Below are 22,149 nucleotides of genomic sequence, written 5' to 3'. Positions count from 1 at the left end.
AACTCCTAACGCTTGTGGCCTGTGTCGAGCTTGTGTTCCAAATGAATGGAATAGCGCGACATACCAAAACAGAAAATCCAGAACACCAGGGCCGCGAACACGTAGCCTTCGGTGGCCATGCCCAACCATTTCGGGTCGGCGGCGGCTTGCTTGACGCTGTTGAGCAGGTCGAACAGGCCGATGATGATCACCAGGCTCGTGTCCTTGAACAGCGCAATAAAGGTGTTAACGATGCCAGGGATCACCAGCTTCAGGGCTTGCGGCAGAATCACCAGGCCCATGCTGCGCCAGTAACCCAGGCCCATTGCTGCGGCTGCTTCGTACTGACCCTTGGGAATCGCCTGCAAGCCACCGCGTACCACTTCGGCCACGTAGGCCGACTGGAACAGGATCACGCCGATCAATGCCCGCAGCAATTTGTCGATGCCCATGCCCTCAGGCAGGAACAACGGCAGCATTACCGACGACATGAACAGCACGGTGATCAACGGCACGCCGCGCCAGAACTCGATGAACGTCACGCAGATCACGCGAATCGCCGGCATGTTCGAGCGTCGCCCCAGCGCCAGCACGATGCCCAATGGCAAGGCACCGGCAATACCGACGGTAGCGATCACCAGGGTCAGCATCAGGCCGCCCCATTGGCTGGTCGCCACGTTGGTCAGGCCGAAGATGCCGCCGTGCAGCAGGAAGAACGCGATGATCGGGTACAGCACCAAAAAGCTCAGGCCGTAGATCGCCTTGCGCTGGAAGCGCGAGATAAACAACGGCGCCACGCCGACGATGGCCAGCCACACGGTCAGGTCTACGCGCCAGCGCAGGTCGCCGGGGTAGTAGCCGTACATGAACTGCCCGAAGCGCTGTTGGATAAACACCCAGCACGCGCCTTCCTTGGTGCAGTCGGCGCGGGTAGTGCCCACCCAGTTGGCATCCAGGATCGCCCAATGCAGTATCGGCGGTACCACCAGGTACACCAGGTAGAACGCCAACAGGGTCAGCAGGGTATTGAGCCAACTGGAAAACAGGTTGGCGCGCATCCATGCCACCGGGCCGAAGACTTTGCTCGGCGGCGGCATATCAGGTTTGAAAGTATGCGAACTCATGTGCGTTTCCTCACCGCTCGATCAGCGCAATGCGCTTGTTGTACCAGTTCATCAGCAGGGAAATGCTGATGCTGATCGCCAGGTACACGCTCATGGTGATGGCAATAACCTCGATGGCCTGGCCGGTCTGATTGAGCACCGTGCCGGCAAACAGCGAAACCATTTCCGGGTAACCGATACCGGCGGCCAACGACGAGTTTTTCGCCAGGTTGAGGTATTGGCTGGTCAGCGGCGGAATGATCACCCGCAGGGCCTGCGGGATGATGACCTTGCGCAGCGTCGGCCCAGGCCGCAGGCCCAGGGAGCGCGCGGCTTCGGTCTGGCCGTGGCTGACGGACTTGATGCCCGACCGCACGATCTCGGCAATAAAGGCTGCCGTGTACACGGTAAGCGCCAGGGTCAGTGCCAGCAGTTCGGGGATCAACACCCAGCCGCCAACAAAGTTGAAACCCTTGAGTTCAGGCATTTCCCAGTGAACAGGTGCGCCGAAGATCAAGGTGCACAACGCCGGGATCACGATGAACAACCCCAGGCCCGCCCAAAATTTGTGGAACGGTACGCCAGTCGCTTCAAAGCGTTTGTTGGCCCACCGCGACATCAGCACGATAGCCACGATGGCAATCACGATGCTTACCACAAACGGCCAGAACCCATCAGCAGCAATCGCTGCCGGCATGTTCAGGCCACGGCTGCTGACAAAGAAGGTATCGCCGAAGTTGTGGCTGTTACGCGGCCCCGGCATCGTCAGGAACACCGCGAAATACCAGAACAGGATTTGCAGCAGCGGCGGAATATTGCGGAACACTTCCACATACACGGTCGCCAGCTTGTTGATCATCCAGTTCGGCGACAGCCGTGCCACGCCGATCACGAAACCCAGCAGGGTTGCCAGGATCACGCCGATCACGGTGACCAGTAAGGTGTTGAGCAAACCGATCACAAACACTCGGGCATAGCTGTCCGATTCGGTGTAGTCGATCAAATGCTGCGCGATGCCAAAGCCGGCACTGCGTTCAAGAAAGTCGAAACCCGAGGTAATGCCTCGGTGCTGAAGGTTGGTCTGGGTGTTGTCGAAGAGGTACCAGCCCAGCGAGATCACCGCCACAATCGTGATGATCTGGAAGAGCCACGCACGCACTTTGGGGTCGCTGAAGCTGAGCTTCTGCTTGGGTGCGCCGATTTGTTTTTGCATGAAATGCCCCGAAAATAATGGAACAGAACATCACCCGGCGGTTGGCCCACCGGGTGATAGAACCATCAGCGATCAGCGCACAGGGGGTGCGTATTGAATGCCGCCGGCGTTCCACAGCGCGTTCAGGCCACGGTCGATTTCCAGCGGGGTGCTCTTGCCCAGGTTGCGCTCGAACACTTCGCCGTAGTTACCGACTTGCTTGACGATCTGTACAACCCAGTCTTTCTTCACTTTCAGGTCTTTGCCGTATTCGCCGTCAGCACCGAGCAGACGCGCAACGTCCGGGTTCTTGGTGGACTTGGCTTCAGCTTCGACGTTTTTGGAGGTGATACCGGCTTCTTCAGCGTTGAGCATGGCGTAGCCAACCCAGCGCACGATGGCCAGCCACTCGTCGTCGCCATTACGCACGACCGGGCCCAGCGGCTCCTTGGAGATGGTTTCCGGCAGTACCACGTAGTCTTTCGGCGCGGCCAGCTTGCTGCGCTGGGCGAACAGTTGGGACTTGTCGGAGGTCAGTACGTCGCAACGACCGGATTCCAGCGACTTGGCGCTTTCGTCGGAGGTGTCGAAGGTGATCGGGGTGTATTTGAGGCCGTTGCCACGGAAGTAGTCGGAAACGTTCAGCTCAGTGGTGGTACCGGCCTGGATGCAGATGGTTGCACCGTCCAGTTCCTTGGCACTTTTCACGCCCAGCTTGTTGTTTACCAGGAAGCCGATGCCGTCGTAGTAAGTGATGAAGCCCGGGAATTTCAGGCCCATGCCGGCGTCGCGGGAGCTGGTCATGGTGGTATTACGGGACAGAATGTCGACTTCGCCCGATTGAAGCGCGGTGAAACGCTCCTTGGCGTTCAACTGGCTGAACTTGACCTTGGTCGCGTCGCCGAACACGGCAGCGGCCACAGCGCGGCACACGTCAGCGTCGATCCCCAGGATCTTGCCGCTGGCATCCGGTACCGAGAAACCCGGCAGGCCGTCACTCACGCCACATTGCACGAAGCCTTTCTTCTGCACGGCATCCAGGGTGGCGCCGGCTTGGGCGAAACCGCTGACACCCAGTACAGCCGCCGCAGTCACGATGGCCAGGGTGGATTTCAATACCTTCATTCAAACCTCCAGTTGCTCTTGTTGTGTCGGAGCTCGAACCTCAGCGCACCCTTATGAGGCGGTATTGACCCGTGTTGGCTTTTTTTAGGGTCAAGCAGCTTGAGGCTTTCGCGGTAATTCCAGCTGCTTTCCCACAACGGTAGTCACTGATAGTGTTACCGAATCAGGAAAGCTCTGACATCGAACTACACATAGCAAGGCCCGTACCAGAGTGATGGCTGAGTCGTTTCAGCCCACTATCAAGCGCAAAAGATTCAACCTTGCGACATTCTCTTAACAGATCAGCCTATGGCGCACCGTTGAGTCGCACTTAATCGGAGCGCACGCACATATATGGAGCAGACATGACCGAACCCTTGATTCTTCAGCCCGCCAAGCCCGCAGACGCCTGCGTAATCTGGTTGCATGGCCTGGGTGCCGATCGCTACGACTTTCTGCCGGTGGCCGAAGCGCTGCAAGAAAGCCTGCTGAGCACCCGCTTCGTTTTACCCCAGGCGCCGACTCGCCCGGTGACCATCAATGGCGGCTACGAGATGCCCAGCTGGTACGACATTAAGGCCATGAGTCCGGCCCGCTCCATCAGCCTGGAAGAGCTGGAAGCGTCGGCCAAAATGGTCACTGATTTGATCAAGGAACAAAAAAGCAGCGGGATAGACGCCTCGCGAATTTTCCTCGCTGGGTTTTCCCAGGGCGGCGCGGTGGTTTACCACACCGCGTTTACCAAATGGCAAGGTGCCTTGGGTGGCGTGATCGCCCTCTCGACCTACGCGCCGACGTTTGGCGATGAGCTGGAGTTGTCCGCCAGCCAACAGCGCATTCCAGCCCTGTGCCTGCACGGCCAGTACGATGAAGTGGTACAGAACGCCATGGGGCGCAGTGCCTACGAGCACCTGAAGAGCCGTGGTGTCACCGTGACATGGCAGGAATACCCAATGGGTCACGAAGTGTTACCCGAAGAAATTCGTGATATCGGCACGTGGTTAAGCGCACGCCTGGCCTGAAAACCGGCGTTTATGTAGCCGTATGACAGACACACTACGCCGCGCCCGTTTCTTGCATTACACTGGCCGGCGTACATTCCTTAACCAATTAATGAGATCACCGTGCTCGAAGCACTCAAGAAGATGTTCGGCAAAAGCGAGGCCGAGCCACTCGCGCCTGTTCCCAGTGCTCCTGCCCCGACTGCCGGCAGCCGCAATGACGGTCAACAGCCCGAGCGTGCTGCGCCTGTCGCACAGCCGACGACGCCTACGGTGACCGCGCCTGAACCGGCAAAAGAAGCCGCACCGGCTCCCAAACCGCGCCGCGAACGTGCCCCCAAGCCGCCCGTTATCCCTTGGAAACTCGAAGACTTCGTCGTCGAACCCCAAGAAGGCAAGACCCGCTTCCACGATTTCAAGCTCGCCCCTGAACTGATGCACGCCATTCAAGATTTGGGTTTCCCGTACTGCACGCCGATCCAGGCGCAAGTATTGGGCTTCACCCTGGCGGGCAAAGACGCCATCGGCCGCGCCCAGACCGGCACCGGCAAGACTGCCGCGTTCCTGATCTCGATCATCACCCAGTTGCTGCAGACGCCGCCGCCGAAAGAACGCTACATGGGCGAGCCCCGCGCACTGATCATCGCCCCGACCCGGGAGCTGGTGGTGCAGATCGCCAAGGACGCCGCCGACCTGACCAAGTACACCGGCCTCAACGTGATGACGTTCGTCGGCGGCATGGACTTCGACAAGCAACTCAAGCACCTCGAAGCCCGCCACTGCGACATCCTGGTGGCGACACCGGGCCGCCTGCTGGACTTCAACCAGCGCGGCGACGTGCACCTGGACATGGTCGAAGTGATGGTGCTGGACGAAGCCGACCGCATGCTCGACATGGGCTTTATCCCGCAAGTACGCCAGATCATTCGCCAGACCCCGCCAAAATCCGAACGCCAGACCCTGCTGTTTTCCGCGACCTTCACCGAAGACGTGATGAACCTCGCCAAGCAGTGGACGACTGACCCGTCCATCGTCGAGATCGAAGCGGAAAACGTGGCCAGCGAAAACGTCGAGCAACACATCTACGCCGTAGCCGGTGCCGACAAATACAAACTGCTCTACAACCTGATCAACGACAACGGTTGGGAGCGGGTGATGGTGTTTGCCAACCGCAAGGACGAGGTGCGCCGCATCGAAGAGCGCCTGGTGCGTGATGGTGTGAACGCGGCGCAATTGTCGGGCGATGTACCGCAGCACAAGCGCATCAAGACGCTGGAAGGCTTCCGAGAAGGCAAGATCCGCGTATTGGTGGCCACTGACGTGGCGGGCCGTGGCATTCACATTGATGGCATTAGCCATGTGATCAACTTCACCCTGCCGGAAGTGCCGGACGACTACGTGCACCGTATTGGCCGTACCGGCCGTGCAGGCGCTGCGGGTGTGTCGATCAGTTTTGCCGGGGAAGATGACTCGTATCAGTTGCCATCGATTGAGGCACTGCTGGGTCGTAAGATCAGCTGCGAGACGCCGCCGACGCATTTGTTGCGAGCGGTAGAGCGCAAACGCCCCTAAAGCTGGAATGCGATAAAAATGTGGGAGCTGGCTTGCCTGCGATAGCATCACCTCGGTGCAACTGATACACCGAGGTGTCTGCATCGCAGGCAAGCCAGCTCCCACATTTGGTTTTGTGCTGGGCCTAAGACTTCCAGCGATCTGCGGCAGCGTGATCGCTACTACGCCCTTCCACCCAACGCGGCCCTTCACTGGTGTTTTCTTTCTTCCAAAACGGCGCCCGGGTCTTCAAGTAATCCATCACAAACGCACAGGCATCAAACGCCGCCTGGCGATGGGCACTGGCTACCCCGACAAACACAATCGGCTCTCCCGGCTCCAACGCGCCGATGCGGTGCAGCACTTCCAACTTGAGCAACGGCCAGCGCTGTTGCGCTTCGACAACAATCTTGGCCAAAGCCTTTTCAGTCATGCCGGGATAGTGCTCAAGAAACATCCCCGACACCTCGCGACCATCGTTGAAGTCGCGTACATAGCCGACAAAGCTCACCACCGCCCCCACGCCGACATTGGCCGCGTGCATGGCGTTGACTTCGGCACCGGGGTCAAACGCCTCGATCTGCACCCGAATGGCCATGCTCAGCCTCCCGTTACGGGCGGGAAGAACGCTACTTCATCGCCATCAACGAGGGGCTCGTCCAGCGTACACAGCTCTTCGTTGCGCGCGCACATCAGGCTGGCTTCGTTGAGCACAGCAAAGTCTGCATCATTAGCGAGCGCGAGACGTACAGCATCGACGGTGGCGAAATCGCCCTCCATCTCCAGCGAGTCAAAGCCCACCGCTTCGGCGTAACGCGCAAAAAACAATACGTTGATGCTCATGCCTGGTCCGCCTTGAAGTGCCCGCTCTTGCCGCCCAGCTTTTCCAGCAGGCGAATGCTTTCGATGGTCATGCCTCGATCCACGGCCTTGCACATGTCGTAGATCGTCAGGGCCGCGACGCTGGCAGCAGTAAGGGCTTCCATCTCCACACCGGTCTGGCCGGAGAGCTTGCAGCGCGCCACGATATTCACCGCATCCACGCCATCGGCGCTCAGCTCGACCTTGACGCCGGTGAGCATCAGCGGGTGGCACAGGGGGATCAAGTCACTGGTCTTCTTCGCCGCCTGGATCCCGGCAATACGGGCCACGGCAAACACGTCGCCCTTGGGGTGGGCGCCGTCGACAATCATTTTCAGGGTCTCGGGCAACATACGCACACGGGCTTGCGCCACCGCTTCACGGAACGTCACGGCTTTGTCGGTGACGTCGACCATGTGGGCGCGACCTTGGGAATCGAGATGAGTCAGCACAGGGATACTCCTGATCAGGAGCAGCGATTGTAAACCTATCGCTGATCAAAATGTGGGAGGGGGCTTGCCCCCGATAGCAGTGGCTCAGTCAACAGAGATGTTGAATGTGCCATAGCCATCGGGGGCAAGCCCCCTCCCACATTGACCGCGTTTACAGATGGGACTCTGCGTACTCGGCCAGAATCGAACGTGGAACCCCTTGCAGCGCAATATGCACGCCGTTCGGGAAGTCTTTGAAGCGTTCCGTCAGGTAGGTCAGCCCGGAGCTGGTCGCGGACAGGTAAGGGGTGTCGATCTGTGCCAGGTTGCCCAGGCACACCACTTTGGAACCGGCGCCAGCACGGGTGATGATGGTTTTCATCTGGTGCGGCGTAAGGTTCTGGCATTCATCGATCAAAATCAGACTCTGCTGGAAGCTGCGACCCCGAATGTAGTTGAGGGATTTGAACTGCAACGGCACTTTGCTGAGGATGTAGTCGACGCTGCCATGGGTGTTTTCGTCATCCATGTGCAAGGCTTCGAGGTTGTCGGTGATCGCCCCCAGCCACGGCTCCATTTTTTCCGCCTCGGTGCCGGGAAGGAAGCCGATTTCCTGGTCCAGGCCCTGCACGCTGCGGGTAGCGATGATGCGGCGATAACGCTTGGTCACCATGGTCTGCTCAATCGCAGCCGCCAGGGCGAGGATGGTTTTACCGGAACCGGCAGCCCCCGTCAGGTTGACCAGGTGGATGTCCGGGTCGAGCAGCGCATACAGCGCCAGGCTTTGGTAGATGTCACGCGGTTTCAGGCCCCAGGCTTCCTGGTGCAACAGGGGCTCCTGATGCAGGTCGAGGATCAGCAGCTTGTCGACCTGGATCTCTTTGATCCAGCCCACAAAGCCCTGTTCGTCGATGATGAATTCATTGATATGCACCGCCGGCAGGTTGTCGATCAGTTGTACCTGGTGCCAGGTGCGGCCGTGGTCCTGGCGGGTTTCAACCTTGCTGACCAGGTCCCAGAAGGAGCCGGTCACGGTGTGATAACCGCGGGACAGCATCGAGACGTCGTCGACCAGTTGGTCGGTGCTGTAGTCCTCGGCCGCGATCCCACACGCACGGGCCTTGAGGCGCATGTTGATGTCTTTGGTCACCAGCACCAGGCGCAGGTCCTTGTCGCGCGCATGCAGGTCGATCAATTGGTTGATGATTTTGTTGTCGTTGAGGTTTTCCGGCAGCAGGCTGTTGGGCTCGCTGCGCTTGCTCATCAAAATCGACAGCAAGCCCTTGGGCCCGCTCTTGCCGCGCTGGATCGGCACACCGACTTCAACGTCTTCAGGTGAGGCTTCGCCCAATGTCTTGTCGATCAGGCGGATGGCCTGGCGGCATTCGGCGGCAACGCTGTGGTGCCCGCTTTTGAGTTTGTCGAGTTCCTCAAGCACGATCATCGGGATGGCGACGTGGTGTTCTTCAAAGTTGAGCAGAGCGTTTGGATCGTGGATCAATACGTTGGTATCAAGCACATAAAGGATTGGCTGGTCGGAAGAAGGGGTGCGTCCATGATCATCCATACTCGGTCACCTTTTGTGGGAGCCAGTCGACGCAATACCTGGGCGGTGCTGCGCCTCGATTCGACCACCGAATGCACCTGAGGGACGTCAAGTGCATGCCCACATGAGGAGTCTTGGAAGACGCCACCTGTGGTGCAGGTTCCGGCGATCTGACTTCGTAATACCGCAAAACATGTGACAGGAAAAAGCACTTTGACGCTTTTTTGAAGTTTATTTTTCAGGATGACGAATAGCACTAGCCGAGTGCCATGTACCCCGTTAAAGTCGGAAGTCCGCCTGCATCGATTTGTCGCACAAAATCACCCCAAAAAGACCTTATCCCCAACAGGGCCGGGCACTTGATCTTTTTATCGAAAGGCTTCCCGGCAGTCCTGCCAACCCAGCCCGCTCTGCGCCGTTTGCTGCAATAACATCGGCAGTGCCACCCGCGCCTTGTCCTGGGTGTCGTGAAACACAATCACACCTTTGCGCCACAGCAACATCAGCGTCAGCACCCGTTGCGCCGACTCATCGGGCTTGAGTTTGCCGGGGTCATCCTGGGAATCGATGTCCCACAGCGCCACCTGCAAGCCCTGAGACTGGAAAAAACCCTGGCTGTCGGCGCGGCGCTGGCCGTAGGGCGGGCGGAACAGCGGCACGTAGTTCTCCGGCATCAGGTTCTGCGCCAGCGAGGCCGTGCGAGTGATGGAGCTCTGCCACTCCACCCAATGGCTGTGGGAGCGGTATTGCCAGCCCTGGGTGCCGACACACTGGCCCTGGTACAACGCCTGCACATCGCTGGCCGAACTGCGCTCGACGCGGGTTTGCAGGCTGCTGCCCAACACAAAGAAGGTGGCGTTCATCTTCTGTTTGCGCAGGTAATCGGCGAGCCAGTCGGTATTACCGCTGACCGGCGCGGGGCCGCCGTCGAAGGTCAGCAGGAACATCCGATCGTTAAATTCATCGCCATTGCGCTCATGGTCGCCGAAGCGGGCGACTTCGCTGCTGATCTGCGGAAACAGAGCAGCCTTGCGCAGCAATTCGTCCAGATAACGCTCATGGAAGGTATGGCTCGGCGCGGCCCAGCCTGTATAGAAGGAATTTTCGCTGACCTCGAACTTGCCGGCCTGCTCACGCAGGTCGTCCATGTTCTCTACCAGATAGCAGAAGGAGGCATCTTCCTCGCAGCTCTGCTGGGCAAAGGTGTAGTTCTCCAACAGACGCTGCCAGAGCTGACGACGCAGGTCATCAATAGCGGCCAGGTTGATGATTTTAAGACCCAGGCGTTGCTTGAGCGCCGCTTCATCCTGACTTTCGCTGGCCGAAAGGCTGCGGGCAAACATCAGGATTTCAGCTCGGGAAGCCACATCGAACAGCGCCGGGCTGCCGAGCTTTTCGGGCCAGGTGCCACGGTCCAGGCTGGCGACATCCACCGGGGCCGCCTGGGCATTCAGGCAAAGCAGGCAAGCTGACAACAAAAGCGCTATTCGCACACGGGGTCTCCCTCTCCAGAGTTACCGGCCATCATAACGGATCGTGCCTATCGCCATCATAGGTGGAGTCAAAACGCCCAAGCCCCTAGAATCGCCGCACGATTTAAGGAGACGACTTCATGCTGACGGTGATTTCCCCCGCCAAGACCCTCGATTTCGAGACCGCGCCTGCCACCGAGCGCTTTACCCAGCCGCAGTTCCTGGACCATTCCCAGGAACTGATCGAGCAACTGCGCGAGTTGAGCCCGGCGCAAATCAGCGAGCTGATGCACGTGTCCGACAAGATCGGCGGCCTCAACGCCGCCCGTTTCGGCAGTTGGACCCCGGCATTTACCCCGGCCAACGCCAAGCAGGCGCTGCTGGCGTTCAAGGGCGACGTGTACACCGGCCTCAACGCGCAAACCTTCAGCGAAGCCGACTTCACCTACGCCCAGGACCACCTTCGCATGCTCTCGGGCCTCTACGGCCTGCTGCGCCCGCTGGACCTGATGATGCCGTACCGCCTGGAGATGGGCACCAAGCTGGCCAACGCCCGTGGCAAAGACCTGTATGCCTTCTGGGGCACCCGTATCAGCGAATGGCTGAACGAAGCCTTGGCCGAGCAAGGTGACGACGTGCTGCTTAACCTGGCCTCCAACGAGTACTTCTCGGCGGTCAAGCGCACGGCCCTGAACGCGCGGATCATCAACACCGAGTTCAAGGACTTCAAAAACGGCCAGTACAAGATCATCAGCTTCTACGCCAAGAAGGCCCGAGGCATGATGAGCCGCTTTGTGATCGAAGAGCGCATCAGCGACCCGGCCAAGCTCAAAGCCTTTGATGTGCAGGGTTATCGCTTCAATGCAGAGCAGTCCAAACCGGATAACCTGGTGTTTTTGCGCGATCACGCACCGGAATAAAGCTCTCAGCAGCACAGATGTTCAAATGTGGGAGGGGGCTTGCTCCCGATGGCAGAGTGTCAGTCACCGAATGGGTTACTGATACACCGCTATCGGGAGCAAGCCCCCTCCCACATTTTTGTCTGCATTTCAGCCATGGAAATGACAACTTTTTGACGTCAAAAAATATCTTGTCGCAAACCTAACGTTTCTTTCACTCGACATTTCTGAATTTTTTTCATAGTGGCACCACTTTTTTAAAACACTAGTGGCACAAAACTATCCCCCCGCGCCAACTCCCCATAACTACTGGCCCAAATAGCAAGTGCTATCAATATAATGCCAGTGCCATCTTTCCTAATATTTCAAGAAATTTCCGGAAACAGGATGAGCGGGCTGGAACTTCGTCCAAACGCACGGCTCATACCACCGGTAACGAAATTCTCTGTTTCTGTAGGAGATGACTTACATAAGGGCCAACGGAAGTAGCAAAGTTGTCACATCAAACTTTGACTCATTGGTCACATTACCAACCGATTAGTTAAGAGCGGCGGCAAGGATGATTTGCTTCTCCCTATAAGGCCAAGGCCAAGCTTCCCCTAATGGGTCAGTGAGACAACCCAAGGCATTGATACTTAAAGGCTTACCGCCTCTATCAGCGCCCTGCGGCACTGGCGCCGAGCCCTTCTCCCAGGAAGGCTGGCTGCATTTCAGGGCAAGCCCCAATAACAAGGCCAAGTTGCGCACAACTTGAGTGCAATAGTTAGTCACTCGTTATTAAACATGCCTATACGCGGTAAGTCGGCGTCTATTCGCCTAACTTTCGTGGCATCAGTGACGCTTGCAAACATGAACTCCGGCCATTAATTGGCATGATTAAGAATGAGGTAAATGCGATGCGCATCAGCATATTTGGTTTGGGTTACGTTGGCGCAGTCTGTGCCGGCTGCCTGTCTTCCCGTGGCCACGAAGTGGTTGGCGTAGACATCTCCAAGGAAAAGATTGACCTGATCAATGCCGGCAAATCGCCCATCGTTGAACCAGGCTTGGGCGAGCTGCTGAGCAAGGGGATCGAGACCGGTCGTCTGCGCGGCACCACCAACTTCGCCGAAGCCATCCGCGACACCGACCTGTCGATGATCTGCGTCGGTACGCCGAGCAAGAAAAACGGCGACCTGGAACTCGACTACATCGAAGCCGTGTGCCGCGAAATCGGTTTTGTGCTGCGTGACAAAGCCACCCGCCACACCGTGGTCGTGCGCAGCACCGTGCTGCCAGGCACCGTCGCCAACGTGGTGATCCCGATCCTCGAAGACTGCTCCGGCAAAAAAGCCGGCGTCGACTTCGGTGTGGCGGTCAACCCGGAATTCCTGCGTGAATCCACCGCCATTGCCGACTACGACCTGCCACCGATGACCGTCATCGGCGAGTTCGACAAAGCCTCCGGTGATGTCCTGCAGTCGCTGTACGAAGAGCTCGACGCACCGATCATCCGCAAGGACATCGCCGTTGCCGAAATGATCAAGTACACCTGCAACGTATGGCACGCCACCAAGGTGACCTTCGCCAACGAGATCGGCAACATCGCCAAGGCCGTCGGCGTCGATGGCCGTGAAGTGATGGAAGTCGTCTGCCAGGACAAGACTCTCAACCTGTCCCAGTACTACATGCGCCCAGGTTTCGCTTTCGGCGGTTCGTGCCTGCCCAAAGACGTGCGTGCCCTCACCTACCGCGCCAGCTCCCTGGACGTGGAAGCACCGCTGCTCAACTCGCTGATGCGCAGCAACGAGTCCCAAGTGCAGAACGCCTTCGACATCGTTGCCGGCCACGACAAGCGCAGAGTCGCGCTGCTGGGCCTGAGCTTCAAGGCCGGTACCGACGACCTGCGTGAAAGCCCGCTCGTAGAGCTGGCCGAAATGCTGATCGGCAAGGGTTACGACCTGAGCATCTACGACAGCAACGTCGAGTACGCCCGTGTGCACGGTGCGAACAAGGACTACATCGAAGGCAAGATCCCCCACGTGTCGTCCCTGCTCAACTCGGACTTCGATGATGTGATCAACAACTCCGACGTGATCATCCTCGGCAACCGTGACGAGAAATTCCGTGCCTTGGCGCAGAACGCACCGCACGGCAAGCAAGTGATCGATCTGGTGGGCTTCATGAAAAATGCGACCTGCACCACCGGTCGCACCGAAGGCATCTGCTGGTAACAGCAACGGCAAGTTTCAGGCGGCGCGCGTTTCCATCCCCAGCGCTCGCCGCCTGAAGCCTCCTTCACCTTCGGAAGATGCTTATGTCCAAGTTAAAACACGTCCTACTGCAATCTGCCGGCTGGCTGTTCTTCCTCAGCCTGCTGATGGGACTCGCCCTGCTGCTGCCGGCGAGTACGTTCGACTCCGAGTCGAAGAATTTTATTTTCCTGATTGGCGCCGTGGGTATCTGGCGCTACTCGATGGGTGCTACGCATTTCTTTCGCGGCATGTTGTTTTTGTATGTGGTCTACCCCCACCTGCGCCGCAAAGTGCGCAAGTTGGGCAAGAGCGCCGACCCGTCCCATGTGTTCCTGATGGTCACCAGCTTTCGTATCGACGCGCTGACCACCGCCCAGGTGTACAGCTCGGTGATTCGTGAAGCCATCGAATGCGGCTTCCCTACCACCGTGGTCTGCTCGCTGGTGGAAATGTCCGATGAACTGCTGGTGAAAAGCCTGTGGGAGAAGATGAACCCGCCGGAGCACGTCAAGCTCGACTTCGTGCGCATCGCCGGTACCGGCAAGCGCGACGGCCTGGCCTTTGGTTTCCGCGCCATCTCCCGCCACCTGCCGGATGACCGCGCCGTGGTGGCCGTGATCGATGGCGACACCGTGCTCGCCGAAGGCGTTGTGCGCAAGACCGTGCCGTGGTTCCAGCTGTTTGGCAACGTCGGCGGCCTGACCACCAACGAGTTCTGCGAAGTACGCGGCGGCTACATCATGAGCGAGTGGCACAAGCTGCGCTTCGCCCAGCGCCACATCAACATGTGCTCCATGGCCCTGTCCAAGCGCGTGCTGACCATGACCGGGCGCATGTCGGTGTTCCGTGCCAGCGTCGTTACCGACCCGGGCTTTATCGCCGATGTGGAAAGCGACTCGCTGCAACACTGGCGCCTGGGCCGTTTCAAGTTTTTGACCGGTGATGACAAGTCCAGCTGGTTCAGCCTGATGCGCCTGGGCTACGACACCTTCTACGTGCCGGACGCTGCGATCCACACCGTGGAACACCCGCCGGAAAAGAGCTTTATCAAGGCCAGCCGCAAGCTGATGTTCCGCTGGTACGGCAACAACCTGCGCCAGAACTCCCGCGCCCTGGGCCTGGGTGTGCGTCGCCTCGGCCTGTTCACCAGCATCGTGCTGTTCGACCAGCGTGTGTCGATGTGGACCTCCCTGCTGGGCCTGACGGTCGCGATCATCGCCACCTTCAAGTACGGCGGCGCGTTCATCCTCGCGTACCTGCTGTGGATCGGCCTAACCCGCCTGATCCTCACCCTGTTGCTGTCGTGCTCCGGCCACAAGATCGGCCCGGCTTACCCGGCGATTCTCTATTACAACCAGATCATGGGCGCGCTGGTGAAGATCTACGTGTTCTTCCGCCTTGATCAACAGTCCTGGACCCGCCAGGACACCAAACTGACCCGCGATTTGGCCAGCTTTCAACGTTGGTTCAACACCTGGTCGTCTCGGACCATGACCTTCTCCGCCGGCAGCATCTTCGTCGCCGTGTTGCTGATGATGGTCTGAACCTGCCAAGCCTGAATTAACTAGGAACTACACACCATGAATAGCCAAGCAAACGTCAACGTTGTCCACGAATCCGAAGCCCAACGCCAACACGCACGGGTCAAAATCCCGGCCAAACTGCGCTTCTTCGGCAATGACGGCAAACCCACCGAAGCGCGGGTGATCGATCTCTCGGCCGGCGGCCTGGCATTCACCGCGACCCAGCCGCTGAATATCGGCGAAGTGCACAAAGGCCGCCTGCAGTTTGTGATCGATAACCTGGGCCTGGCGATGGACGTTGAGCTGCAGATCCGCTCCTACGACCGCCAGACCGGCCGCACCGGTTGCCAGTTCCAGAACCTGGAACAACAGGATATTTCCACCCTGCGCCACCTGATCACCTCCCACTTGTCGGGCGATATCGTATCCATGGGCGACGTGCTCGCCACCCTGCAACGTGACAACTTCACCAAGGCGCGCAAGGTCAAGGACAGCGGCAGCAACATGAGCGCCGCCGGCCGCCTGCGCGCCGTCGTGTTCAGCGCCGGTATCTTCATCGTCGGTCTGGCGGCCTTCGGTTTTATCTTCAAGTCGGTGTACGGCATGTACTTCGTCAGCCACGCCCAGGCCGGCCTGGTCAGCGTACCGGGCATGAACGTGACCATGCCGCGCGATGGCACCGTGCAAAGCCTGCTCAAGGGCGACGGCATTGCCGCCAAAGGCGCGCCACTGGCAACGTTCAGCACCAGCATGCTCGATGTACTCAAAGGCCACCTGGACGAAGACCAACTGCAACCGGCCAAGGTTGAAGAACTGTTCGGCAAGCAGATGACCGGCACCCTGACCTCGCCGTGCGATTGCGTAGTGGCCCAGCAAATGGTCGCCGACGGTCAGTACGCCAACAAAGGCGACGTGATCTTCCAACTGGTGCCACGCGGCAGCCTGGCCAATGTTGAAGCGCGCTTCACCTATCGCCAGTTCGCCGATGTTCGCCCAGGCACCCCGGTGAGCTTCCAGGTGGCCGACGAAGAGCAAATTCGCACCGGCACCATCGTCAGCAGCACCAGCCTGAACAGCGCTGACCTGTCCTCTGACATCCGCGTGCAGATCAAGCCCGACGCACCGCTGGACAGCACCTACGCCGGTCGCCCGGTGGAAGTGACCAGCGACCGTGGCCCATCGCTGAACTGGCTGATCGACAAAGCCATGGCCAACGGTCTGTAAGCGAGGACATGCCTGTGATGACTCTTCCGAATACGCCGTTGACCTCTGTGGGAGCCGGGCTTGCCCGCGATGGCGGTGGTGAATCCAACACCGCCATCGCAGGCAATCCAGCTCCCACACAGAGCAGATCGCACTTCGCCTCGGCCTACTGCGCCCTGGCAATGGCAATCTCTTTAGCCGGTTGCGTCGGCCTGCCCGACCAACGCTTGGCTAACGAAGCACTCAAGCGTGGCGACACCGTCACCGCCCAGCAGAACTACCAGCAACTGGCCGACCTGGGCTACAGCGAGGCCCAAGTGGGCCTGGCCGATATCCAGGTAGGCACCCGCGACCCGGCGCAGATCAAACAGGCCGAAGCCACCTACCGTGCAGCGGCAGACACCTCGCCCCGTGCCCAGGCTCGTCTGGGTCGTCTCTTGGTGGCCAAGCCCGGCAGCACCGAAGCCGAGCACCACGAAGCCGAAGGCCTGCTGAAAAAGGCCTTTGCCAATGGCGAAGGCAACACCCTGATCCCGCTGGCGATGCTGTACCTGCAATACCCCCACAGTTTCCCGAACGTGAACGCCCAGCAGCAGATCAGCAAATGGCAAGCCTCGGGTTACCCGGAAGCCGGTCTGGCCCAGGTGCTGCTGTATCGGACCCAAGGCACTTACGACCAGCATTTGGATGATGTGGAGCGCATCTGCAAGGCCGCGCTGAACACCACCGATATCTGCTACGTCGAGCTGGCCACGGTTTACCAGAAGCAAGCCGCGCCCGAGAAACAGGCCGAGTTGCTCAAGCAGATGGAAGCCGGTTACAGCCGTGGCACCGTGACTGCGCAGCGTGTCGACAGCGTGGCCCGCGTACTTGGCGATGCCACCCTCGGCACCCCGGACGAAAAAACCGCCCAGGCCCTGCTGGAAAAAATCGCCCCTGGCTACCCGGCCTCTTGGGTCAGCCTGGCGCAACTGCTCTACGACTTCCCGGAACTGGGCGACGTCGACCAGATGATGAAGTACCTGGACAACGGCCGCGCCGCCGACCAGCCCCGCGCCGAGCTGCTGCTGGGCAAGCTCTACTACGAAGGCAAGTGGGTGCCGGCCGACGCCAAGGCTGCCGAAGCACACTTCGAAAAAGCCCAGGGCAAGGAAGTGGCTGCCGATTACTACCTCGGCCAGATTTACCGCCGTGGCTACTTGGGCCAGGTCTATTCGCAAAAGGCCCTGGACCACTTGCTGACCGCTGCGCGCAACGGCCAGAACAGCGCCGACTTCGCCATCGCTCAATTGTTTTCCCAAGGCAAGGGCACCAAGCCCGACCCATTGAACGCCTATGTCTTCAGCCAGTTGGCTAAAGCCCAGGACACGCCAGAGGCCAACGACTTGGCCGCTCAACTTGAGGCCCCGCTGACACCGGAGCAACGCACCCAAGGCCAACGCCTGGTGCAACAAGAGCTGGCGACCCGCGGCACCCTGGCCCAGAGCACGTTGCAACTGCACGCCCTGGAAGAAGACGACGGTGAGGAATCCCTATGAAGCTCAACCCATTCGTCAAGGCCGGTATCGGCCTGACCTTCGCCCTGCTGTGGTCGTGCCCGACCCTGGCCGCGCTGACCGAAGCCAAGAATTTTGGCCTGGAAGTCAAAGCCACTGCGCAGTCCGAAGATGACCGCGACCTCGGCACCCAGAAAGGCGGCGACGTCAACGGTATCGGCCTGGATGTGCGCCCGTGGGTCTACGGTGAAAGCGGCGCGTGGAGCGCCTACGCCATGGGCCAGGCTGTCGTGTCGAGCGACATCATCGAGACCGACACGCTGCAACAGTCTTCCGATGACGTGAACCAGCAGACCACCAACAACGACCGCAAGGCCAAGAAAAACTACCTGGCCATGCGTGAGTTCTGGGTCGGCTACAGCGGCTTCACGCCCTACCCTGGCGAGATCCTCAAGCTGGGTCGCCAACGCCTGCGCAATGACGACGGCCAATGGCGCGACACCAACATCGAAGCGCTGAACTGGACCTTCGACACCACCTTGCTCAAAGCCAATGTCGGCGTCGCCGAGCGCTTCAGCGAATACCGCACCGACCTCAAGGAACTGTCGCCCGTCGATAAAGACCGCCAGCACCTTTACGCCGACGCCGCCTACCAGTGGACGCCCGGCCAGTGGATCGGCCTGCGCGGCCACCACACCCATGACAACGGCAAGCTCGACTACCCGCAACCGGGCGTGGCCACCGACTCGCTGGACAAGCGCGAGAACGGCGACCTGACCTGGCTCGGCATCGAAGCCAACAGCGACGCCTACAACTGGCGCAACACCAGCACCGTCAACTACTGGGCGAGCATCACCGGTATGCGCGGTGATCGCGACAAGGTCAACGCGCTGAAATCCGACGGCACCCGCCCGGACCAAGCCAAGAACAGCGACGACTTGAGTGGCTGGGCCACCGACATCGGCCTGCGCCTGCGCCTCGACCCGCAGTGGCAAGTGGGTGGGGCCTATGCCCGTGCCAGCGCCGACTACGAGCAGAACGGCCTGCAAAGCAACCGTTCGAACTGGACCGGTACCCAGTCCCGCGTGCACCGTTTCGGCGAAGCGTTTCGCGGCGAGATGAACAACATGCAGTCCATCAGCCTGTTCGGCTCGTGGCAGCTTCGCGAGGACTACGACGCTAGCCTGGTGTACCACAAGTTCTGGCGTGTCGACGGCAACAAGCCGGTCAGCAGCAGCGGTATCGCCGCGCTGGATAACACCACTGACTCGGCCGGCGACATCGTCTCCAGCACCTCGCTGCCCCTGGCCGACGGCAAAAAAGACCTGGGTCAGGAAATGGACCTGGTGGTCACCAAGTACTTCAAAAAAGGCCTGCTCCCGGCAGCCCTCAGCCAGTCCATTGACGAGCCGTCGGCCCTGGTACGTTTGCGTGCCGGCGTGTTCAAGCCGGGCGACGCGTATGGCAGCAAAGTCGATTCCTACATGCACCGCGCATTTGTCGATGTGGTGTGGAAATTCTGATGGGAGCCTGCGCGATGAAATCTCAAAACATGCTCGTTGCCGCGATGCTGATGGCCAGTGCCACAGCCTTCGCCAGCACCGCGCAGCCGGTCAAGGCGCCGACCATCGCCAAAGAGCTGCAACAGGCCAAGACCTACACCATTTCCAGCCCGCCCACCGCGCCGCTGGAAATGGCCAAGCCGGCCCTGCCTGACCTGTCGGGCTACACCGATGCGGCGATAGAAAAGAAGATCGTGCGCAGCAAGCCCGGCAAAATCAGCATCCGCCGCATGATGCAGGAAGACGCCCTCAAGGACTTTATCGGCGGTGACAACAAGATGGCCGAATGGGTGGTGCGCCAGCACGGCATTCCCCAGGCGATCTTCGTGGACGACGGCTACATGAACCTCAAGGACCTGCTGGGCAAGGTGCCCAAGCAGTACCTGAGCGAAACGTCGCCGGGCGTGTTCATCGCCAAACTGCCCATCGTGGTCGGGCGCAAAGGCATCCTGGAAATCGACAAGAAGACCCAGGAGCTGCGCCTATCCCAGGAAGCCGGTTCGTTCCTGATCAACGACGGCCAGTTGTTTGTGCGTGACACCAAGGTCACCGGCTGGAGCGAAAAGGCCAACGGCCCGGCGCTGTTCAAGTCGCCCAAGGAATTTCGCCCATTCCTGTTGGCTTGGGGCGGCACCGAGACCTACATCTCCAAGACCAAGATGGCCAGCTTCGGCTATGCCAACAGTAAGTCGTACGGGGTGAGTATTTCCCAGTACACGCCAAACATGGCCAAGGTACTCAAGCGTTCGGAGCCGACTGGCTGGATCATTGATTCCGAGTTCTCGGACATGTGGTACGGCTTCTACTGCTACGAGACCGAAGGCTTTGTGATCAAGAGCAACACCTACAAAGACAACATCGTCTACGGCATTGACCCCCACGACCGTTCCCACGGCCTGATCATCGCCGACAACACGGTGTACGGCACCAAGAAGAAGCACGGCATCATCATTTCGCGAGAAGTGAACGACAGCTTCATCTTCAACAACCGCAGCTACGACAACAAGCTTTCGGGCCTGGTACTCGACCGTAACAGCGTCAACAACTACGTGGCCGACAACGAGTTCTACCGCAACCACACCGACGGCATCACGCTCTATGAGAGCGGTGACAACCTGCTGTGGGGCAACAAGGTGATTGCCAACCGTCGCCACGGTATCCGCGTGCGTAACAGCGTGAATATCAAGCTGTACGAGAACACCTCGATGGCCAATGGGCTGACCGGCCTGTACGGCCACATCAAGGACTTGACCGACACCGACCGCGACATCGCCCTCGACCCGTTCGACGCCCAGGTGTCGCTGATCGTGGTCGGTGGTGAACTGGCCGGTAACGGCAGCGGGCCGCTGTCCATCGACTCGCCATTGAGCGTGGAGCTGTACCGCGTGTCGATGCTGGCGCCGACCAAATCCAGCGGTATCAGCTTCAACGGCATCCTTGGTGATCGCCAGGAAGAAATTCTCGACCTGCTGGTGCGCCAGCAGAAAGCCGTGCTGATCGACCCTGTCGAACGCCAGACCGAATTGCAGGACTGAGGATGACCCTTATGCACCCACACATGATCAAACTGCTGAGCCTCTCGGGTCTGACCCTCGGCCTGCTCGCGGCCAGCCAGGGCGTACGCGCCGACGAAATCCAGGCGCCAACGTTCACCGCCGAACCGTGCTGCAGCCTGTGCCCGGCAGCCCACGACGCGAAGAACTACACCACGCGCTACCAGCAGAACTTCACCACTCTGGTACAAGCCCAGGGCGACTGGCTGTTCCGTACCCAGGAAGACTTGCGCACCGAATTCGACACCAGCCCCGCCGGCTACAAACGCATGCAGCAACTGCACGATGCGTTCAAGGCCAAGGGCGTCGAGTTGGTGGTGGTGTACCAGCCGACCCGTGGCCTGGTGAACCGCAATAAGCTCAATCCTGAAGAAAAAGCCAAGTTCGATTTCGACAAGGCCCTGGGTAACTACAAGACCATGCTCGGCCGATTCGCCAAGATGGGTTACGTGGTGCCGGACCTGTCGCCGTTGACCAATGAGCAACTGCCGGATGAACTGCCGGCCCACGATTTCTACTTCCGCGGTGACCAACACTGGACCCCCTACGGCGCCCAGCGCACCGCAAAAATCGTCGGCGCCAAAGTGCGTGCCATGCCTGAATTCGCGGATATCCCCAAGCGTGAATTCGAGACCACCCGCTCCGGGCGCATGGGCAAGACCGGCACCCTGCACAACATGGCCGGGCAATTGTGTGGCACCAGCTACGCGATCCAGTACATGGACCAGTTCACCACCGAGCCCAAGGGCGAAGCGGGCGACGGCGACCTGTTCGGCGATTCGGGCAACCCGCAGATCACCCTCGTCGGCACCAGCCACAGCGGCAAGAACTACAACTTCGCGGGCTTCCTGGAACAGGAAATCGGCGCCGACATCCTCAACGTCGCCTTCCCCGGCGGAGGCCTGGAAGGCTCGATGATCCAGTACCTGGGCAGCGATGAGTTCCAGAAGAGCCCGCCAAAGATTTTGATATGGGAATTCTCGCCGCTGTACCGCCTGGATCAAGAGACCATCTACCGCCAGATGATGTCGCTGCTCGACAACGGCTGCGAAGGCAAGACCGCTCAGCTGACAGCCAGCACTTCTTTGAAGCCGGGCAAGAACGAATTGATGGTTAACAGTTCCAACAAAGACCTGCGTAACGCCAATCACCAGGTAGATATCCGCTTCGCCGACCCGTCGGTGAAAACCCTGCAAGCCACCCTCTGGTACATGAACGGGCGCCACGAGGACATCAAAATCGAGAAACCCGAAACATCCGACACAGACGGGCGTTTCGCCTTCGAACTGCGCACCGATGAAGACTGGGCCTCGCAGAACTTGCTGGCCGTGGAAGTGCAGGGTCCAGAAAAGGGCGCGCAGAAGGTTGAAGCGAAAATTTGCACACGCAACGTATTCCCAAGCGGCGGCCAAAAAACCGCCCAACTTGGGCAATGAGGT

18 protein-coding genes are annotated in these 22,149 nt (G+C 59.5%); 10 read left to right on the top strand and 8 right to left on the bottom strand.

The window, feature by feature from the left end:
* Window positions 1-5: 5 nt before the first annotated feature.
* From ICY20_RS01635 to ICY20_RS01625, 3 genes are all read right to left on the bottom strand, one after another.
* Window positions 6-1,103, bottom strand: a complete 1,098-nt coding sequence (locus ICY20_RS01635) for an amino acid ABC transporter permease (protein ID WP_122487630.1) — start codon at window positions 1,101-1,103, stop codon at window positions 6-8.
* Window positions 1,104-1,113: 10 nt separating this feature from the next.
* Window positions 1,114-2,295 carry an amino acid ABC transporter permease gene (locus tag ICY20_RS01630; RefSeq protein WP_159962488.1) on the bottom strand — a complete coding sequence of 394 codons (1,182 nt, stop codon included), beginning with the start codon at window positions 2,293-2,295 and terminating at the stop codon, window positions 1,114-1,116.
* 72 nt (window positions 2,296-2,367) lie between these two features.
* Window positions 2,368-3,399: an amino acid ABC transporter substrate-binding protein gene (locus tag ICY20_RS01625; protein WP_159962489.1), complete on the bottom strand. Its 1,032-nt coding sequence runs from the start codon at window positions 3,397-3,399 to the stop codon at window positions 2,368-2,370.
* 344 nt (window positions 3,400-3,743) lie between these two features.
* Here ICY20_RS01625 and ICY20_RS01620 point away from each other — a divergent pair, with 344 nt between their 5' ends.
* The gene (locus ICY20_RS01620; protein ID WP_159962490.1) at window positions 3,744-4,400 is read left to right on the top strand and encodes an alpha/beta hydrolase; all 657 of its coding nucleotides are present in this window, start codon (window positions 3,744-3,746) and stop codon (window positions 4,398-4,400) included.
* 96 nt (window positions 4,401-4,496) lie between these two features.
* A complete protein-coding gene (rhlB, locus tag ICY20_RS01615) occupies window positions 4,497-5,951 on the top strand; it encodes an ATP-dependent RNA helicase RhlB (RefSeq protein WP_324187947.1) in 1,455 nt (484 codons plus the stop codon).
* Between the two features lie 124 nt (window positions 5,952-6,075).
* Here rhlB and moaE read toward each other — a convergent pair whose 3' ends face one another.
* The 5 genes from moaE to ICY20_RS01590 form a co-directional block, all read right to left on the bottom strand.
* Entirely contained in the window at window positions 6,076-6,528 is a 453-nt protein-coding gene (gene moaE / locus ICY20_RS01610; protein WP_194936793.1) for a molybdopterin synthase catalytic subunit MoaE, read from the bottom strand.
* A gap of 2 nt (window positions 6,529-6,530) precedes the next feature.
* Window positions 6,531-6,773, bottom strand: a complete 243-nt coding sequence (moaD, locus tag ICY20_RS01605; RefSeq protein ID WP_159962493.1) for a molybdopterin converting factor subunit 1 — start codon at window positions 6,771-6,773, stop codon at window positions 6,531-6,533.
* On the bottom strand, window positions 6,770-7,243 hold the full coding sequence (gene moaC, locus ICY20_RS01600) for a cyclic pyranopterin monophosphate synthase MoaC (RefSeq protein WP_194936792.1): 474 nt from the start codon (window positions 7,241-7,243) through the stop codon (window positions 6,770-6,772). Before moaC ends, moaD begins: the two co-directional genes overlap by 4 nt.
* Window positions 7,244-7,394: 151 nt before the next feature.
* Complete coding sequence (locus tag ICY20_RS01595) at window positions 7,395-8,789, bottom strand: PhoH family protein (RefSeq protein WP_032886372.1); 1,395 nt, start codon at window positions 8,787-8,789, stop codon at window positions 7,395-7,397.
* 347 nt (window positions 8,790-9,136) lie between these two features.
* Complete coding sequence (locus ICY20_RS01590) at window positions 9,137-10,261, bottom strand: polysaccharide deacetylase family protein (protein WP_159963070.1); 1,125 nt, start codon at window positions 10,259-10,261, stop codon at window positions 9,137-9,139.
* 119 nt (window positions 10,262-10,380) lie between these two features.
* On the opposite strand from ICY20_RS01590, the gene yaaA reads away from it, so the two are divergent.
* The 8 genes from yaaA (at window position 10,381) to ICY20_RS01550 (ending at window position 22,146) form a co-directional block, all read left to right on the top strand.
* The gene (yaaA, locus tag ICY20_RS01585) at window positions 10,381-11,160 is read left to right on the top strand and encodes a peroxide stress protein YaaA (RefSeq protein WP_159963071.1); all 780 of its coding nucleotides are present in this window, start codon (window positions 10,381-10,383) and stop codon (window positions 11,158-11,160) included.
* Between the two features lie 875 nt (window positions 11,161-12,035).
* Entirely contained in the window at window positions 12,036-13,352 is a 1,317-nt protein-coding gene (locus ICY20_RS01580) for a nucleotide sugar dehydrogenase (protein WP_159963072.1), read from the top strand.
* An 83-nt stretch (window positions 13,353-13,435) separates the two neighbouring features.
* Complete coding sequence (gene alg8, locus ICY20_RS01575) at window positions 13,436-14,917, top strand: mannuronan synthase (protein ID WP_159963073.1); 1,482 nt, start codon at window positions 13,436-13,438, stop codon at window positions 14,915-14,917.
* Window positions 14,918-14,953: 36 nt separating this feature from the next.
* A complete protein-coding gene (locus tag ICY20_RS01570; RefSeq protein WP_122487619.1) occupies window positions 14,954-16,120 on the top strand; it encodes an alginate biosynthesis protein Alg44 in 1,167 nt (388 codons plus the stop codon).
* Window positions 16,121-16,137: 17 nt separating this feature from the next.
* The gene (gene algK, locus ICY20_RS01565; RefSeq protein ID WP_194936791.1) at window positions 16,138-17,637 is read left to right on the top strand and encodes an alginate biosynthesis TPR repeat lipoprotein AlgK; all 1,500 of its coding nucleotides are present in this window, start codon (window positions 16,138-16,140) and stop codon (window positions 17,635-17,637) included.
* Entirely contained in the window at window positions 17,634-19,118 is a 1,485-nt protein-coding gene (locus ICY20_RS01560; RefSeq protein ID WP_194936790.1) for an alginate export family protein, read from the top strand. Before algK ends, ICY20_RS01560 begins: the two co-directional genes overlap by 4 nt.
* Entirely contained in the window at window positions 19,118-20,692 is a 1,575-nt protein-coding gene (algG, locus tag ICY20_RS01555) for a mannuronan 5-epimerase AlgG (protein ID WP_159963076.1), read from the top strand. Before ICY20_RS01560 ends, algG begins: the two co-directional genes overlap by 1 nt.
* An 11-nt stretch (window positions 20,693-20,703) precedes the next feature.
* Window positions 20,704-22,146 carry an alginate O-acetyltransferase gene (locus tag ICY20_RS01550; RefSeq protein ID WP_159963077.1) on the top strand — a complete coding sequence of 481 codons (1,443 nt, stop codon included), beginning with the start codon at window positions 20,704-20,706 and terminating at the stop codon, window positions 22,144-22,146.
* Window positions 22,147-22,149: the final 3 nt, after the last annotated feature.

Source organism: Pseudomonas pisciculturae (assembly GCF_015461805.1).
Classification (GTDB): Bacteria; Pseudomonadota; Gammaproteobacteria; order Pseudomonadales; family Pseudomonadaceae; genus Aquipseudomonas; species Aquipseudomonas pisciculturae.
The sequence above is the reverse complement of the archived record's forward strand: the minus strand, read 5'-3'. Positions and strand labels throughout refer to the sequence as shown.